Source organism: Alteromonas sp. S015, assembly GCF_036864485.1.
In the GTDB taxonomy this organism is placed as follows: Bacteria; Pseudomonadota; Gammaproteobacteria; order Enterobacterales; family Alteromonadaceae; genus Alteromonas.
Genome location: NZ_JAZETO010000007.1, coordinates 22120 through 38312 on the forward strand (window position 1 = coordinate 22120; position 16193 = coordinate 38312).

General features: G+C 44.7%; 14 protein-coding genes. 10 read left to right on the forward strand and 4 right to left on the reverse strand.

The genetic code is table 11. The features are described from left to right. Nucleotides 1-33: 33 nt before the first annotated feature. Nucleotides 34-756: a 3-deoxy-D-manno-octulosonic acid kinase gene (locus V7R42_RS13775; protein ID WP_334020843.1), complete on the reverse strand. Its 723-nt coding sequence runs from the start codon at nucleotides 754-756 to the stop codon at nucleotides 34-36. A gap of 446 nt (nucleotides 757-1202) precedes the next feature. Between V7R42_RS13775 and V7R42_RS13780 the strand changes: the two genes are divergently transcribed. The 7 genes from V7R42_RS13780 (at nucleotide 1203) to glpG (ending at nucleotide 9022) form a co-directional block, all read left to right on the forward strand. Continuing rightward, complete coding sequence (locus tag V7R42_RS13780; protein WP_334020844.1) at nucleotides 1203-1676, forward strand: hypothetical protein; 474 nt, start codon at nucleotides 1203-1205, stop codon at nucleotides 1674-1676. Beyond that, nucleotides 1673-2848 (forward strand): hypothetical protein, encoded by a 1176-nt coding sequence (locus V7R42_RS13785; protein WP_334020845.1) that lies wholly within the window; start codon nucleotides 1673-1675, stop codon nucleotides 2846-2848. Before V7R42_RS13780 ends, V7R42_RS13785 begins: the two co-directional genes overlap by 4 nt. Nucleotides 2849-2857: 9 nt before the next feature. Beyond that, nucleotides 2858-5302, forward strand: coding sequence for a putative bifunctional diguanylate cyclase/phosphodiesterase (locus V7R42_RS13790; RefSeq protein ID WP_334020846.1), 2445 nt, complete (start codon nucleotides 2858-2860; stop codon nucleotides 5300-5302). Nucleotides 5303-5466: 164 nt separating this feature from the next. Continuing rightward, nucleotides 5467-6663: a glycine C-acetyltransferase gene (locus V7R42_RS13795; RefSeq protein ID WP_334020847.1), complete on the forward strand. Its 1197-nt coding sequence runs from the start codon at nucleotides 5467-5469 to the stop codon at nucleotides 6661-6663. After that, complete coding sequence (gene tdh / locus V7R42_RS13800) at nucleotides 6660-7685, forward strand: L-threonine 3-dehydrogenase (protein ID WP_334020848.1); 1026 nt, start codon at nucleotides 6660-6662, stop codon at nucleotides 7683-7685. The genes V7R42_RS13795 and tdh overlap by 4 nt, the downstream gene beginning before the upstream one ends. After that, complete coding sequence (gene glpE / locus V7R42_RS13805) at nucleotides 7685-7996, forward strand: thiosulfate sulfurtransferase GlpE (protein WP_334020849.1); 312 nt, start codon at nucleotides 7685-7687, stop codon at nucleotides 7994-7996. The genes tdh and glpE overlap by 1 nt, the downstream gene beginning before the upstream one ends. Nucleotides 7997-8152: 156 nt before the next feature. Next, entirely contained in the window at nucleotides 8153-9022 is an 870-nt protein-coding gene (gene glpG / locus V7R42_RS13810) for a rhomboid family intramembrane serine protease GlpG (protein ID WP_334020850.1), read from the forward strand. 52 nt (nucleotides 9023-9074) lie between these two features. Here the strand turns inward: glpG and V7R42_RS13815 are convergent, their stop codons facing one another. Beyond that, nucleotides 9075-9488: a flagellar basal body-associated protein FliL gene (locus V7R42_RS13815; protein WP_334020851.1), complete on the reverse strand. Its 414-nt coding sequence runs from the start codon at nucleotides 9486-9488 to the stop codon at nucleotides 9075-9077. Nucleotides 9489-9636: 148 nt separating this feature from the next. On the opposite strand from V7R42_RS13815, the gene V7R42_RS13820 reads away from it, so the two are divergent. Both V7R42_RS13820 and ubiA read left to right on the forward strand, forming a co-directional pair. Further along, nucleotides 9637-10206: a chorismate--pyruvate lyase family protein gene (locus tag V7R42_RS13820; RefSeq protein WP_334020852.1), complete on the forward strand. Its 570-nt coding sequence runs from the start codon at nucleotides 9637-9639 to the stop codon at nucleotides 10204-10206. Further along, entirely contained in the window at nucleotides 10203-11060 is an 858-nt protein-coding gene (gene ubiA, locus V7R42_RS13825) for a 4-hydroxybenzoate octaprenyltransferase (RefSeq protein ID WP_334020853.1), read from the forward strand. The genes V7R42_RS13820 and ubiA overlap by 4 nt, the downstream gene beginning before the upstream one ends. A gap of 99 nt (nucleotides 11061-11159) precedes the next feature. Here the strand turns inward: ubiA and ubiK are convergent, their stop codons facing one another. Then, nucleotides 11160-11411, reverse strand: coding sequence for a ubiquinone biosynthesis accessory factor UbiK (ubiK, locus tag V7R42_RS13830; RefSeq protein WP_014975278.1), 252 nt, complete (start codon nucleotides 11409-11411; stop codon nucleotides 11160-11162). A 112-nt stretch (nucleotides 11412-11523) separates the two neighbouring features. On the opposite strand from ubiK, the gene rep reads away from it, so the two are divergent. Continuing rightward, nucleotides 11524-13536, forward strand: coding sequence for a DNA helicase Rep (gene rep / locus V7R42_RS13835; protein WP_334020854.1), 2013 nt, complete (start codon nucleotides 11524-11526; stop codon nucleotides 13534-13536). A 37-nt stretch (nucleotides 13537-13573) separates the two neighbouring features. Here rep and V7R42_RS13840 read toward each other — a convergent pair whose 3' ends face one another. After that, entirely contained in the window at nucleotides 13574-16174 is a 2601-nt protein-coding gene (locus V7R42_RS13840) for an EAL domain-containing protein (RefSeq protein ID WP_334020855.1), read from the reverse strand. Nucleotides 16175-16193 lie beyond the last annotated feature (19 nt).

Sequence of the window (16193 nt, forward strand, 5' to 3'; positions counted from 1 at the left end):
TTGCCGTTAATAAGCTCACCATACACGCTCTATTTATTTTATTACCTCGCGGTAACCTTTCATACATGCTGCCCAGTCGCTCTCTAGCCAATGAAAGACGGGGTTTTTTGTTTTCTCTTTGTGTAAAGAACGCAGCAGCCTGTTTAAATTACCTTGTTTCCAGCTGTCACCCTGGCGCTGCTCACAGCGGTCGAAGTCGATAAGCCATACCTGCTTATTACTATCTATCATAATATTTCGGACATTGGCATCATGATGGTACACCTGACAATTGTGCATACACGCAAGCGCTCTGCCAACCTTTTGCCATTCATCTTTATTTAGAGGACTGTTGCACAGTGCGTGGTGTAGATCCTGGCTATCAGGAATGCCTAGTGTAATTAAATCACCTTGGTAAATCAGGCCTCTGCGATGAATACGCGCAGCAACCGGAATAGGCACAAGAAGACCTTGTGTTCGCATATATTCGAGCAGCTTGAACTCTTCGAACGGACGAGAACGCTCAACACCAGCGAATAGATATTGGTCGCTAAGCACTTTGCCAACTAGGCCGCCACGCTTGAAATGGCGTAGCACCCATTGCTGGCCCTCGTGTTTGATGAAAATGGTTGTACCACGTCCCCTGGCTTGACCCGTAATTTTGTGTTGAAGTTGCCAAAATTCGGGGGTAAACATCTCCTCGTGGGGGTCACTGACCAAAATGTCGTCGAAAATAAAATGGTGCCCAGCACCTATGTCTCGTCGTATTGTCGCCATGTCACCCATTACTTATGATAAATTCTTTATTCTAATGATTTATTTTAGTTTTTCAGCAAGGACTGCGTTTTAGAAGTAAAAAAGTCGCTTTACGAACTCATTATTTTTAAGGATGAAGACAATTTTTTGAATTTATGAGTTTAATTCAATATCTTAAGTATGAATTCCTGAGTTATTATACCTATACGCGTGTATCGTTGATGATATTCATGACAATGGCCGAAGCGTGATAAATTGCGACGATTGGAAGAGTTCGAGTTAAAAAATAAGTATACATCTAGCGTATGTTAGAATATACGGACAACAGGAAAAACACAGTTGAGCGCTAAGGCACATTACAAGCTAATTGTCGCCTAATATATTTAATTGTAGGGTAAAACTATCAACTATTATCTACACTTAGCGTTGCGAAGTGTTCCTTTGAAATAACAGGGAGTCGTTACTGAATGAAAAAGCCCGCTTTGCGATGGCTATCCACTGTTCTTGCTTATACACAATTTAGACTAGTACTAGCGCTGAATACCGCGCTATTTATGGGCATGCCTGCGGCACACGCAGCGGAACTAAGCGTCATGGTAAATGATAGTGTAATGGTCTCAGAGCTAAGCCGTTCTGAACTTCGTCAGATTTTTACAGGCCATCGTCAATATTGGAGTGATGGTTCCAAAATCACCGTTTTTGTATTGCAAGATAATGATGAGCTTCACAAGCAGTTTTGTCGTGAAGTGCTCCAAATGTTTCCTTATCAATTATCTCGTTTATGGGATCAAATTACCTATTCAGGGCAAGGTGTCACGCCAGTCAGGGTAACATCGTACCGAGCGTTGATAGAGGCATTAGAAACTACCACAGGGGCTATCGGCTATGTTGAACATACCGAAATTGTGAAGTTACGACGCGTAGAGGTAGGAATAGAATGAAGAAATATATCGCTCTCGCGTTAGGAATGATAAGTATGCCTGTCCTTGCTTCACAAGGGGACTTTTCGTGGCACGGTTATATCTCTCAAGGTGTTACTCAGTCGCAGGAAAGCAACTTTATTACCGATGATAATGCAATAACAGGTGAGCTCACCGAAGTAGGTATTAATGGCTACTATCGAATAGCGGAAAACATCTCTGTTGCTGGGCAAATTAATTATTTAGACGGCGGAAGTCGCTTTGAGCAAGGCGCTCGTTTAGATTATTTGTTTATTGACTGGAAATTGCCTGACTTGCCCGGAAACTGGCAAGGCCAAGTCCACGTTGGCCGCTTTAAAAATCGCCACTGGCTGTATTCAGTAACCAGAGATGTGCCACAAACACGTTACACGTCCGTCCTTCCCCAGTCTGTGTACTTTGACGGGTTTCGCGATGTTGCCTTGGGAAGTAACGGCATACAAACTAGTTTCTCACATTATGGCTCACAAAGTATTTGGGAGTTAAACTGGAGCTACGGTCGCTCTAACATCAATGATTCTCAGCGAAATTTTTTATTAGGCGATGAAGCAAACGGCGATATTAAGCAAGACTTTGTTCATCAGGCCAGTGTATTCTTGCAACCCGCTACCATGACTTGGAAAGTAGGTGCCAGCTGGTTGAAATCAGATTTCAGGTACACGCCCTCGCGAGATGACAACCGCGTCGCCGGTGGATCAGAAATAGAGCGTATTATGCTATCTGCTCAATACTTTGCAGAAAACTGGGAAGTGTCGGCTGAGGTACTTAGAGAAATCCAAGATAATAAAGGGTTGTTTTCCCCCGATTTCGTCAACAAACGAACGGGTGAAGGAGGCTTTGTTCAGCTCAGGTATTTGTTCAATAACAAGGTCAGTGGCCTTATTGGTTTCGATACATATATCAATGACAAGTCAGACAAAGACGGTAAAAAGTTAGAAGCGATGACGGGCGGTGTAATCCCCGGCTACTTTGGTTACCAAGATACTTATACCTTAGGCTTGCGTTGGGATATTGCACCGAAGTGGCGACTTCAGGGTGAATATCACTGGGTTGAAGGCGCGACAAGGGTAGTGAGTTTATTGAACTTAGATGTGGCGTCTCATGCCGATAAGCGTTGGGAAATGTGGTCAGTGCAATTGATGTATTGGTTTTAAGGGCATTAAATGAAGGTTCAGGTATCGTTCACCACTAAAACCATCACTATTTTACTGGCCATGGTGTTAACGGTAGCTGTCGTTATATCAACTGTCCTTATTCAGGAATCTGACGCTCGAATTCTGCTTCAACAGCGGGAAAACCAGGTTAGCAATCAACGAAGGGTACAGCTCTTTGAAGATATTCTACACGGTAGAATGATCACGCTTATTGATATTATTAGTCATAAGAGCGGAGGCAACGCAGATAGCCTTAAGTCTCTGCAACAAACCCTTAGCGAAATCAGTGAATACTTAACCCTTAATTTCCAGGTTGAATCGCTGTATTTGTTTGACGAACAAGGTGTTGTTGGTAGTCCTGTGAAGCCAGTAAATAAAACCATTGAAAAGCTAGTAAGTACAACGCGGGCGTCATTTGAGAGCCGTTCGTTATTATTCTGTGACTCGGTGTGTACGCACTATATCTCAATTCCAATTATGGCGAGCAGTGAAACGTTACCTGTTATCGTTGTGTCTACTTCCATGAGAGAGCTTTTATACCTGTTTAGTCGCGCTACCGATGTGCACAAAGTTGCCGTCGTTCAACATAAAGAAACCTTATCTGAGCAATCATCACTAAAGGTGGCAAGCCAAGTGTCTGCAGCCAACCGGCAGTACTTACTAGCGCTATTTGATGCACTACCCGATAACTGGCGTATTGATGATCTCGTTATTAAAGGCATGAACGTCTCGCTGGAAAATCAGCAGTTGCTGGTTAGTCTACTGCCTTTTAATCACGCATCAGGGGATCATCCTTACTTGCTGATCGTGCAAGACGTGTCAGCGATGGTGCGTCAAAACGAACAATACCAATATGTTGTTATTTCTAGCGCTGCGGCTTTATTTTTCATCTTCTCTTCTTTGCTTTACCTTTTCCTGAACCAATACAGAATACGCTTGTTAGATGTAAGCGAACGCTTGCCTATGCTGGCTGAGCATAAGTTTAGTGAGTTCTATACTAGTGCATCAAAGCGTAGGACATCACCTATTTTTAAATTTACAGATGAACTGGACGTTGTTGAGGACGCTGCAAATAATCTGGCGCGCCAGCTAGAAAGTTTCGATGGTCAAATTGCCATCAATACAGCGAAGCTTGAAAAAATGGCAATGTTCGATGTATTAACAGGGCTACCCAACCGTAATATGCTAACTTTCCAGATTGAAAAGCAGCTGGCCAGTTCGATTCGTGACGACCGATTAGTGGCACTGATGTTCATGGATCTCGACGATTTTAAAAAGGTTAACGATAGTTACGGTCATGATGTAGGAGACAAACTTTTAAAAGCTGCTGCTATGCGTATTTCTAAGCCTATCAGAGAATCGGATATTGCTTCTCGGTTTGGCGGTGATGAGTTTGTCATTTTACTTTCAAATATAGAAAGCAAAAAGCATGTAGATGTCGTTGCTAAAAAACTAATAGACGAGTTTAAAGAGCCAATCATTGTTGATGGCGTAACGTTTTACGTTTCCATTAGTATTGGTATTGCCATTACTAGTCACTCTCGCGCCACGCCCGTAGAACTACTTCGACATGCAGATATTGCTATGTACGAAGCCAAAGCCAAAAAAGGAGCGGAGTATCGCGTTTATGACGCCACCATGAACCTTAAAGTGATGCAAAAAGTGGAGCTGGAGTCGGAAGCTCGAGAAGCCCTCAGAGACAACCAGTTTAGCTTAGCGCTGCAGCCCCAGATTGAGATGAACACGGGAAGGTTAGTGGGATTTGAAGCACTATTGCGCTGGCACCATCCTAAGAAGGGGAGTATCTCTCCAGCCGACTTCATTCCGCTTCTTGAAAACACGTCATTCATGCTTGAGCTTGATTACTGGGTAATTACACACTCAACGTATCTAATCAGAGAGTTAAAGAATAGCGGTTACCCCGACGTGAAGATGGCAATAAATTTATCGGCTGGTCAGTTTTTAGACCCAAGTTTGCCTGAGTTCCTGCAACAGCAAATTATTAAAAATGACATAGCACCCGACCAAGTTTGCTTGGAGTTAACCGAAACGGTATTGGTGTCAGACATTAATCGGGCAACTACAATCATGCAAAACATTCGTGATATGGGATGTATGCTGGCAATTGACGATTTTGGCACTGGCTATTCGTCGCTGAGTTACCTTAAATCATTACCCGCTGACTACATCAAAATAGACCGCTCGTTTGTAGCCAATATTGCCAGTAGTGCCGATGACAGAAACATTGTTCACTCTACTATTTCTATGGTACGCAACATGGGAATGCAAGTGGTAGCAGAAGGCATCGAAACCAGCGAACAGTACGAATTGCTGTGTCATTTCGACTGCGACCTAGGCCAAGGTTATCTTATTAGCCGACCTATTCCCGAGGTAAATATTTGGGACGTATTAAGTAATAAAGTAGAGTTTGGCTTTTGGAAAGACTCCGCTTGAGGCTTCATTAGTGTTTTCGCAAGAGCAGGCTATATCTAATCTAGTGTGCTGAATAATTTACAAACTTAGTCGACAAACCCATTAAATACAGCGCAAGGGAGTGTACCCTTCAGCGCGCTTTCATTAAACTAACAGTTTCTATACATCTAAACTCGGAGAATGGCATGTCTGCGGCATTTATCTCTCATTTGCAATCGCAAATTGAAGCCACGAAAAAAGACGGTTTGTATAAAAAAGAGCGTGTGATCACGTCGCAACAACAAGCTGATATTGGTGTTGCAAACGGCGAGCACGTTATTAACTTTTGTGCTAACAACTACCTTGGTCTTGCAAACGATGAAAGTTTGATTGAAGCGGCGAAAAAAGGCCTGGATAGCCATGGGTTTGGTGTGGCATCAGTACGATTTATATGTGGTACACAAGACATTCATAAGCAACTGGAAACGTCTATCAGCGACTTTTTAGGGACAGAGGACACCATTCTTTACCCATCGTGTTTTGACGCTAACGGGGGATTATTTGAAACCCTGCTTGGCCCAGAAGATGCCATTATTTCTGACGCATTGAACCACGCCAGTATCATTGATGGTGTGCGCCTGTGTAAAGCTAAGCGTTATCGCTACGCTAACAACGATATGACTGCATTAGAAGAGCAGTTGGAAAAAGCTGATGCTGATGGCGCTCGCTTTAAAATTATTGCTACTGACGGTGTGTTTTCGATGGACGGCGTAATTGCCGACTTAGCCTCAATTTGCGATTTGGCCGATAAATACGATGCCATGGTAATGGTGGATGATTGTCACGCAACGGGTTTCCTTGGCGAAAATGGGAAAGGCAGCCATGAATATTGTGGCGTTATGGGTCGTGTAGACATCATTACTGGCACGCTTGGTAAAGCATTAGGCGGTGCGTCAGGTGGTTATACCTCGGGTAAAAAAGAAGTTGTTGAGTGGTTACGTCAACGCTCTCGCCCTTATCTTTTCTCTAACTCGGTTGCACCACCTATCGTTTCAGCGTCACTAAAAGTGTTTGAAATGATGAAAGAAGGTGATGAGCTTCGTGCTAACTTATGGCGCAACGCTAATCACTTCCGTACGCGTATGGAAGAGGCTGGCTTCACGTTAGCTGGTAAAGATCACGCTATTATCCCCGTCATGCTCGGAGATGCTCGTTTAGCCAGCGAAATGGCGGACAGGATGCTTGAAAAAGGCATATATGTTATTGGCTTCTCTTATCCTGTTGTACCGAAAGGTCAGGCCCGTATTCGTACGCAAATGTCAGCAGGTCACAGTCTTGAGCATGTTGATAAAGCGGTAGATGCATTTATTGACGTTGGCCGTGAATTGGGAGTGATTTCATGAAGTCGCTAGTGAAAGCGAAAGCAGAAAAAGGCATTTGGCTACAAGATACGCCTAAGCCTGAGGTAGGACACAACGACCTACTGATTAAAATTCGCAAAACCGCTATTTGTGGTACCGACATGCACATCTACAATTGGGACGAATGGTCACAAAACACGATTCCTGTTCCTATGGTTGTGGGCCACGAATATGTAGGCGAAGTAGTGGGAATGGGCCAAGAAGTAAAAGGCTTTCAGATTGGCGACCGTGTATCGGGAGAAGGGCATATTACCTGTGGCCATTGCCGTAATTGCCGTGCTGGGCGCGTTCACCTGTGTCGCAACACTGAAGGTGTGGGCGTCAACCGTCCTGGTGCATTCGCTGAATACTTGGTTATTCCTGCGTTTAACGCATTCAAAATTCCAGACAACATCAGCGATGATCTCGCGTCTATCTTTGACCCGTTCGGCAATGCCGTTCACACCGCGCTAAGCTTTGATTTGGTTGGAGAAGATGTGTTGATAACGGGGGCAGGCCCAATTGGCATTATGGCTGCTGCGGTAGCTAAGCATGTAGGTGCGCGTCACGTAGTTGTCACCGACATCAACCCATACCGTCTTGAGCTTGCTAAAAAAATGGGGGCAACCCGCGCCGTTGACGTAAGTAAGGAAGACTTGAAAGATGTAATGAACGAACTGGGTATGACAGAAGGCTTCGACGTGGGTCTAGAAATGTCAGGCGTGCCGGTGGCCTTCAGGGACATGTTGAACAAAATGAACCACGGCGGCAAGATTGCCATGCTGGGTATTCCTCCGCAAGACGTGGCTATTGATTGGAACCAAGTTATTTTCAAAGGCTTGGTGATAAAAGGCATCTACGGCCGTGAAATGTTTGAAACATGGTACAAAATGGCGAGCTTGCTGCAGAGCGGTCTAGATCTATCTCCCATCATCACTCACACCTTTTCCATTGATGAATTTCAGAAAGGGTTTGATACCATGGGGTCAGGACACTCAGGTAAAGTTATTTTGGATTGGCAATAATGACAACATTCTCACACATTAGCGTAAGCGACGTGGCAAACTTTCAAGGCGACGTCACCATTGTGGATATTCGCGACCCTCAATCTTTTGCTAATGGGCACATGCCCAATGCAGCACCGCTAAACAACGACAACTTCGCGGGGTTTATTGAACAAACGCCCAAAGACATCCCTGTAGTTGTGGTGTGTTACCATGGCGTAAGTAGTCAGCAAGCTGCACAAGTGATAGCACAGCAAGGCTTTAAAACCGTTTACAGCATGGACGGTGGCTTTGAAGCGTGGCGACAAGCAAATCCTGTAGTAACCGAATAACTCGTTTAAAAGGTGCACAACGTGCACCTTTGTTTTATGTTTTGCAGGTACTCAACTATTTCAGTATAAAGACTCAGTATAATGCGCTAACGTACCACGCCCTTATACACATATATCGCATTCACACTCTACTGCTTTTGGGGTAATAAATAGTTTATGGGTCATCCATTAATTGCTTTTAATCAGCAAAGTCCAGCGCACCTTCTCGCTAACTACTTAACCAGTCAACAAATACACGCCAATGTAGTACAGCACGACAGCGAGTTCGTGGTTGTGCTAAATAACCTGGAGCATGTTGATCGCGCAAAAAAAATCGCAGAAGACTTTCTTGCGAATCCGACTAACCCTAAGTATCAGCAAGCAGCATGGAATAGTGGGAAGAACGTACAACTTGCCCCATCTGGGAGCGGCTTTTCAATAGGTAAAATAATTGCCGATGCAGTTAAAGCCCCTTTTACGTCAGTAGTGTTTGTCTTATGTGTAGCGGTTTACTTACTCTCCTTATTCGGATTGTTTGCGCCCATCGCACAACACCTTTTAATGCAACCGTTTTCTATTTTGTTGCAAAATCACGAGTGGTGGCGACTGCTTGGTCCTGCATTTATTCATTTTTCAGTACTTCATATCGTTTTCAACTTACTGTGGTGGGGCATGCTGGGGGCCAAGATTGAGCGTACGTTGGGCGTAAGCATGCTGCTTATCGTTTTTCTAATATCCGCCGCTGTTTCAAACGCTGCACAAGCGCTGTTTAGCAGCCCAGTACAGGGTAATTTATTTTTGTTTGGTGGACTTTCTGGGGTGGTGTACGCCGTTATGGGCTTTGTATGGTGGCTCGGATGGTTACGCCCTGGCTGGGGATTGTCGCTTCCGAACTCTATCGTTGGCTTTATGCTGGTATGGTTGGTACTTGGTTATGCTGACATACTGTGGGTGAGCATGGCAAATGCGGCGCATACAGCGGGTCTTATTTCCGGATGTTTGCTCGCTGCAGTGTTAAGTTTAGGGTCGTCTGTAAAGCGCCAGTAGCGGCTTTTATTGCTAAAAGGCGTACACTCGCCTTTTAGCGTCAAGCTTTCTCTTAACCGCCCTGATATAAGTATTTGGTAAAAATGACATTCTTTACTACTTCGCCACCTGTTTCTTGCTTCATGTGCTCTTGTAGCGCTTTAAGAATGGCGCGGCGAATGTCTTCACGACCGGTGAGTGATTTTACTTTTTCTGCTGGCTGCTGACCAAAAATTTCAATAGCAGTAGAGCGAAGTAACGGCATATGGTGCTCAGCAATTTCAAGCTGGTTCACATCGTGAATCATCAACTCAACTGACACGCGAACATAACCTAGCTTTTGTGCGCTATCGCTAATGTAGTTGGTAACAATTTCTGGCTCTAAACTCAAATAAGCGTAGTTGGCCTTATCTTGTGCCAGTGCCACACTACTACCTAAAACGAAAAAACTAACCGCAAAAACGCGTAAAACTAAAGACTTAAGCATAGTGAAGTCCGAAACACCAAAGTAATAAATTCACTTGGTAGTGTAGCAAAACTCTGATTAAACACACTACTGCAAAAGTTTAACCGAGTGAAAATAATTGGACATGACGTGTTATCATACTAACAGATTCATTATTCGGGCTTTTCGTGTGAGTTTTAATGCCACTTTTCCAGTGGGGTTGGCGGTTGATTGGCAAGCACCTTCTGGTATAACAATTCCTAATTCACAGCTGAAAAATTGGCTGTTAGACACTGGCTCCTTAACCGAGCGGGTGCAGTCGTTAAGCAACCATTTTTCTTTAGAGCTTATTGGTCAGCGCGAGCAAATTCCGCACGACAATGAACTGTCGTTGTTGCTCAGCAACGGCGAAACCCGTTATCAAGCTCGTGAAATCCTTTTATGTGATGATAGTCAGCCATGGGTGTTTGCACGTTCTATCATTCCTCAAGCTTTTGTTGACAGCGAGCTTTCTGACCTTGGTCGAGAGCCTTTGGGGAAGCGCTTGTTTAATGATAGTCGCTTTACCCGTTCGGCGTTTCAACTGTGCAAAGTAGCCGCAAATCAGTTTGGTATTAATAGTAATCAAACCTTGTGGGGCCGTCGCTCTTTGTTTACGTTAGGCTGTCACAGCATGATCGTGGCAGAAGTATTTCTTCCCAATTCTCCGGCTTACAGCCATCTAGCTACTAGCGAAAAGGAAAGCGAACAACAGTTATGAAGCATAATTGGAATGCGTATGCGCGACTAATGCGCCTTGATAAACCCGTTGGTATTTATCTTCTACTGTGGCCGACATTGTGGGCGCTGCTAATGGCGGCCGAAGGTATACCGCCTTTAGGCATTACCTTTATTTTCGTGGCGGGCGTAATAGTGATGCGCTCGGCTGGTTGTGTAATTAACGACTATGCAGACAGGAACGTAGATGGAAGCGTAAAGCGTACCGCACAGCGCCCGCTTGCCACTGGGGAGGTGTCGGCTAAACAAGCGCTTCAACTATTTGGTACGCTTATCGCTTTGGCATTTGTATTAGTGCTATTTCTCAACTGGCAAACCATTGCGTTGTCTGTGGTAGCTTTGCTTCTTGCAGCAAGCTATCCGTTTATGAAGCGTTATACCAACTTACCGCAGGTGGTGTTGGGCGCAGCCTTTGGCTGGGCTATTCCTATGGCATTTATGGCCGTTATAGAAACAGTACCAACGTACGGGTGGTGGCTGTTTTTTGTCAACTTACTTTGGACAGTGGCGTACGACACTATGTATGCCATGGTAGACCGCGACGATGACGTGCTAATTGGCGTAAAATCTACCGCCATATTATTTGGTAAAAACGACGTATTCATCGTCATGCTGTTGCAAGCTACTGCACTAACCATATTGTGGTGTATAGGCTTAACAATCGACGCTACATGGCCTTACTACATGGCCGTGCTGTTTTCGGCCTTACTATGTGTGCGCCAATATCAGCTTATTAAACGCCGTCAGCGTGAAGGCTGCTTCACCGCGTTTATTGAAAATCATTACATTGGCCTAGCCATTACGTTTGGTACGGCGCTTCATTTTTTCCTAGCGTAGCGTTATCAGCGATGAGTCAATACCAGCCATGTGCTTAGTATGCACCTATTAAAAAAGCGCCATAAAGGCGCTTTTTCTGGTTTCAACAATTAGCTTCGTCTACTTTTCTGCTAGTTTTGCTTCAAGTTCGGCAATGCGACTTTCCATGGCATCTAACTTTTCACGAGTGCGAATAAGCACTTGGCTTTGAATGTCGAACTCTTCGCGAGTCACTAAATCTAGCTTAGACAGCTGCGACTGCAATACCGCCTTTACTCGACCTTCGGCTTCTTCAGCCATGTTTTTAACGCCAGGTGGAACGGCGTCAGCAATTTGTTTCGCTAAATCTTCGAGTTTCTTCGGATCCAACATGGAATTCCCTTATAATGCGCAGCTCAAATTATGAAAGCTATTCTATCGGTATCGACACGACATGCAACGAAAACCGTGTTGCGCCTTAAATGCACGTTGTTTTAGGAATTAAATGAAACTAAATGAAGCTCAAGAATCTGCCGTAACCTATGTGTCTGGCCCATGTTTGGTGCTGGCGGGGGCGGGTAGTGGTAAAACGCGCGTAATTACCAACAAGATTGCTCATTTAGTGAGAAACTGCGACATGCCAGCACGCTATATTGCTGCGGTAACCTTTACTAATAAAGCAGCTCGCGAAATGAAAGAACGTGTGGCGCAGACTTTGGGCAAGCCGGAGGCCCGCGGGTTAAAAGTGTCGACGTTCCACACCATGGGCTTAACTATCATTAAAGCTCACGTGAAAGACCTTGGTTTAAAAGGGGGATTTTCACTATTCGATGATAAAGACTCGTTTGCGTTGCTTAACGACTTGACGTCAGACACTCTTGATGGCGATAAAGATCAGCTCCAGCTTCTGCAAAGCTGCATTTCAAACTGGAAAAACGATCTTATTTTGCCCGATGCTTTACTAAAATCGGCGTCGAGCACGGGAGAAAGAGAATTTGCAGAAGCTTATAAGCGCTACCAAGACAACTTAAAAGCCTATAATGCGCTAGATTTCGACGACCTTATCTTACTGCCCACGTTGCTATTGAAAAGCAGCGAAGCAATAAGAGCAAAATGGCAAAGCAAGATACGTTACCTGCTGGTGGATGAGTACCAGGATACTAATACCAGTCAGTATGAGCTGGTGAAGCTACTGGTTGGCGAGCGTGCGCGCTTTACCGTGGTTGGCGACGACGATCAGTCTATTTATTCGTGGCGTGGTGCTAAGCCTCAAAATTTGCACCTGTTGCAGCAAGATTTCCCACGGCTGAACGTGATTAAACTTCAGCAAAATTACCGCTCATCAGGTCGAATTCTGCATTGCGCAAATATTCTTATTCAGAATAACCCGCACTTGTTCGATAAAACCCTCTTCTCAGAGCTGCAATATGGCGAGCCACTCAAAGTGATAGAGGCGAAGAACGAAGAACATGAAGGTGAGCGAGTGGTGGCAGAGCTACTGGCGCACAAGTTTATGAACCGCACCAAATTTAAAGACTACGCTATTTTATATCGCGGGAATCATCAAAGTCGTATTTTTGAAAAGCTGTTAATGAGCAACCGCATCCCTTACAAAATAAGCGGCGGTATGTCGTTCTTTGGTCGTGCCGAAGTAAAAGACATCATGGCCTATTTACGGCTATTGGTGAATCAGGACGACGATAATGCTTTGCTTCGCATTATTAACACGCCAGGCCGTGGCATAGGCCGCGCTACGCTAGAAAAACTTGGTAACTTTGCTAATAGCCTGGGCGTGTCTATGTTCGAAGCGGCAACGCACCCTAACTTAAATAGCGTGCTGCCTGATAAAGCCTTTCATTCTGTATCGACCTTTGCCCGCTGGGTGGTGGAGCTATCAGACAACGCAGAGCGCGGCAACACTGCTGATGCAGTGCGCACCATGATCCGCACCATGGGTTATGAAGAATGGCTATATGAAACTAGCGCAAGCCCAAAAGCGGCTGAAATGGCTATGGCTAACGTAAGTACCTTATTTGGTTGGGTCAACGATATGCTGGAAGGCAACGACCTAGATCAGCCCATGACCTTAACAGAAGTTGTAAACCGCCTCATTCTGCGCGATATGATGGAGCGTGGCGAAGACGACGGAGAAGGAGATCAAGTACAGTTAATGACACTGCATGCTTCAAAAGGTTTGGAATTCCCCATTGTGTTCTTAGTGGGAATGGAAGAGGGGTTACTACCGCACCAAAGCAGCATTGACGAAGATAATGTAGAAGAAGAACGACGACTTGCTTATGTAGGTATTACTCGTGCCCAACGCGAGCTCATATTCAGTCTTGCAAAAGAGCGTCGCCAGTTTGGTGAAGTGATCAACCCAGAGCCAAGCCGCTTCCTATTTGAACTGCCGCCGGATGATGTGCAGTGGGAAAATCAAAAACCAAAAGCCACCAAAGAAGAGCGCCAGCAAAAGGCACAGGTGGGTATCGCCAATTTAAGAGATATTTTAAAAAAGTAGCTGAATTTATACTTGTAAGGAGAGTGAGTACTAACTATTAGCTGGCAATTAAAGCCATATCCAGCACTTTAGCATGCTTTAACACTTTGCCCTGACCATAAATGCACTCGATTTCGTTAAGCGCGTCTAGCTGCGCTTCGGAGTCTACGCCTTCAGCAATAACTTGAAACTTCAAATGCTCTGAAATAAGCATGACAGACTGAATCAGCTTTAAGTTTCGTTGAGAACGAGGCAGTGATTTAACGAAGCGATGATCAATTTTGATGAAATCGAACGGATAAGCAAATAAATAACTCAGCGAAGCCAAACCGCTTCCAAAGTTATCCAAGACCAACGTCACCCCAGCGCGTTTTAACTTCTTAATAGCAGGAAGTATGAACTGAGAACGGCGATTTAAGTCGTTTTCATCGAATTCAAATACCAACTGACTGGGCGTTATGCCTGAGGTTTCAATTACGTTAATCATCTGATTTACCATGGAAGCCTGTAGCAAATGATTAATTGAAACATTAACTGCTATTTTATTTATGGGGTCACTGGTGTTTTTAAAATGGTTTAACAGCTCGCAGGCCTTATTTAGCTGGAACAAGTCTAAATCTAGTGTTAGGCCGCTGTGCTCAGCCACTTGTCTGAACTGTTCTCTAGCAATCTTGCCGTAGGCGGGGTGTGACCAGCGTATATACATCTCTTTATACAGCGTGCTGTTATCATTAAGCTTTATTACGGGCTGTAAGAAGTAATCAAACTCTTCTTCACGCAGGGCACGTCTGAACTCATTTTCAAGCTCAAGCTCTTCAATAAGCCTGTCGCGCATGCTTTTATCGAACATAACAAAGCGTCCGCGACCCAGTGTTTTTGCTTGGTACATTGCTGCATCGGCATCTCGAAGCACTTCATCAGCGGCGCGGTAGTAAGTTTCTAAATGCGCAATACCTATACTTGCCCCTGAATACATCTCTCGGCCATCAAGTAAAAACGGCTCAGAAATGGATAAAATAATGCGGCTAGCCACTTCCTCTACGTCTGCTTCATCTTCAAAGTTATCCAGCAGCACAACGAACTCATCGCCACCTAATCGCGCTAACAGGTCGTGACCACGGATACACAGCCCAATACGCCTAGCTACCTCAATTAAGAATTCGTCCCCAGCATGATGCCCTAGGGTGTCGTTAATGACTTTAAAACGGTCCAAATCGATAAACAGCACTGAAAACATGTTTTCGCTGTAACGCTGCTTACTGGCTATGGCAAGCTCTAAGCGGCTGGTGAACATGGCGCGGTTGGGTAAATCGGTTAGCGAGTCGTGGTGCGCATCGTGTATGAGCTTAAGCTCAATTTCTTTACGCTCTTCAATTTGTTGTTTTAAAAATTTATTGGCGCGATTAAGTTCAGCTGTGCGTTCTCTAACACGCTCTTCGAGCTCAACGTTATAGCGCTGTATCGATTCGGTATTGCGTTTACGTTCAATGGCTACGGCAATATGATGCGACACAAAGCGCAAAAGCTCTTGGTCGCGAGAATTGTATTTAGCGTGCTTTCCGTAAGTTTGTACCGCAATAACACCTGCAATCTCACCATCTACAACAAGCGGAGAACCTAACCAGGAGTTCGCGCTGTTTAACATGGTTTGTGCAACCGACACATCTAAATCGCCAGACTCAGCTAGCTCCAGTACTCTAGGCGGGTTAACCAGCTCGGCTTGCCCTGTTCGCAGCACGAATTCAGTAAGTCCCAGCCCTAAAGGTCTTGAACTTATGTCTTTATCTTGTGCATCACTGAAATAGGGGAATGCGAGTAGTTCATTTTCTTTATCAAGAATGGCAATGTAACAGTTCGGTGCGCTAATTAGCCTTGCTAAAATTTCGTGTAGGCTGGAATAAAATACATCCATATCGCCTTCAAGATTGGCGGCCAACTCAGATATCTCGAATAAAGCCTGCTGTAGCGACTCTACTTTTTGGCGCTCTAAAATTTCTTCTTGAAGGTCGTCGTTAATTTTACGAAGTTGGCGGGTACGCTCGCGGATGGTGCGTTCAGTAAGTTCTCTGTTTTTTACTCTATCTACTGTTGTAACGATGTGTTGAGAAACGAACAGCAGAACTTCTAAATCTTCTTGCGTATAGTGCACACCCTCGTCATAGGTTTGCACTACCATGGCACCTATAACCTGACTTCCACGCTTGAGTGGCACACCCAACAGCTCGAATGGCTGCGAGCCAACCAGCTTTATATCGAACTGAGAGGCAAAAGCTTCCTCATCGTCACGTTTGTAAAATAGATAGTTACCGGTTTTAAGAATGTAACCAGTCATGCCATCCATTAACGACTCTGCGGGTAACTGGGGAACAGTTTGCTCGTCAAACTCATCAATAAAGTAAGCAAAATCTATAACATTGCTTTCAGGTTCGTAGAAGGCAACAAAGAAATTATCAGCGTTCATGAAATCAGCAATAATTTCATGAATAGCAGAGTACAGACGGTTGAGGTGACTTACAGAACTGGAAAGCTCAGAAATATCGAAAAGCGCCTTCTGAACACGTTCAGCGCGCTTGTACTTGTCAGTAAGTTGCTGAAGCTGCGGTATAAGTTCGCGCAGTTCTTCTTCCGTCAACTCGTGTTGCGTCGAATCTTGTGACATTCCGCTCGCCAGTAAAAAG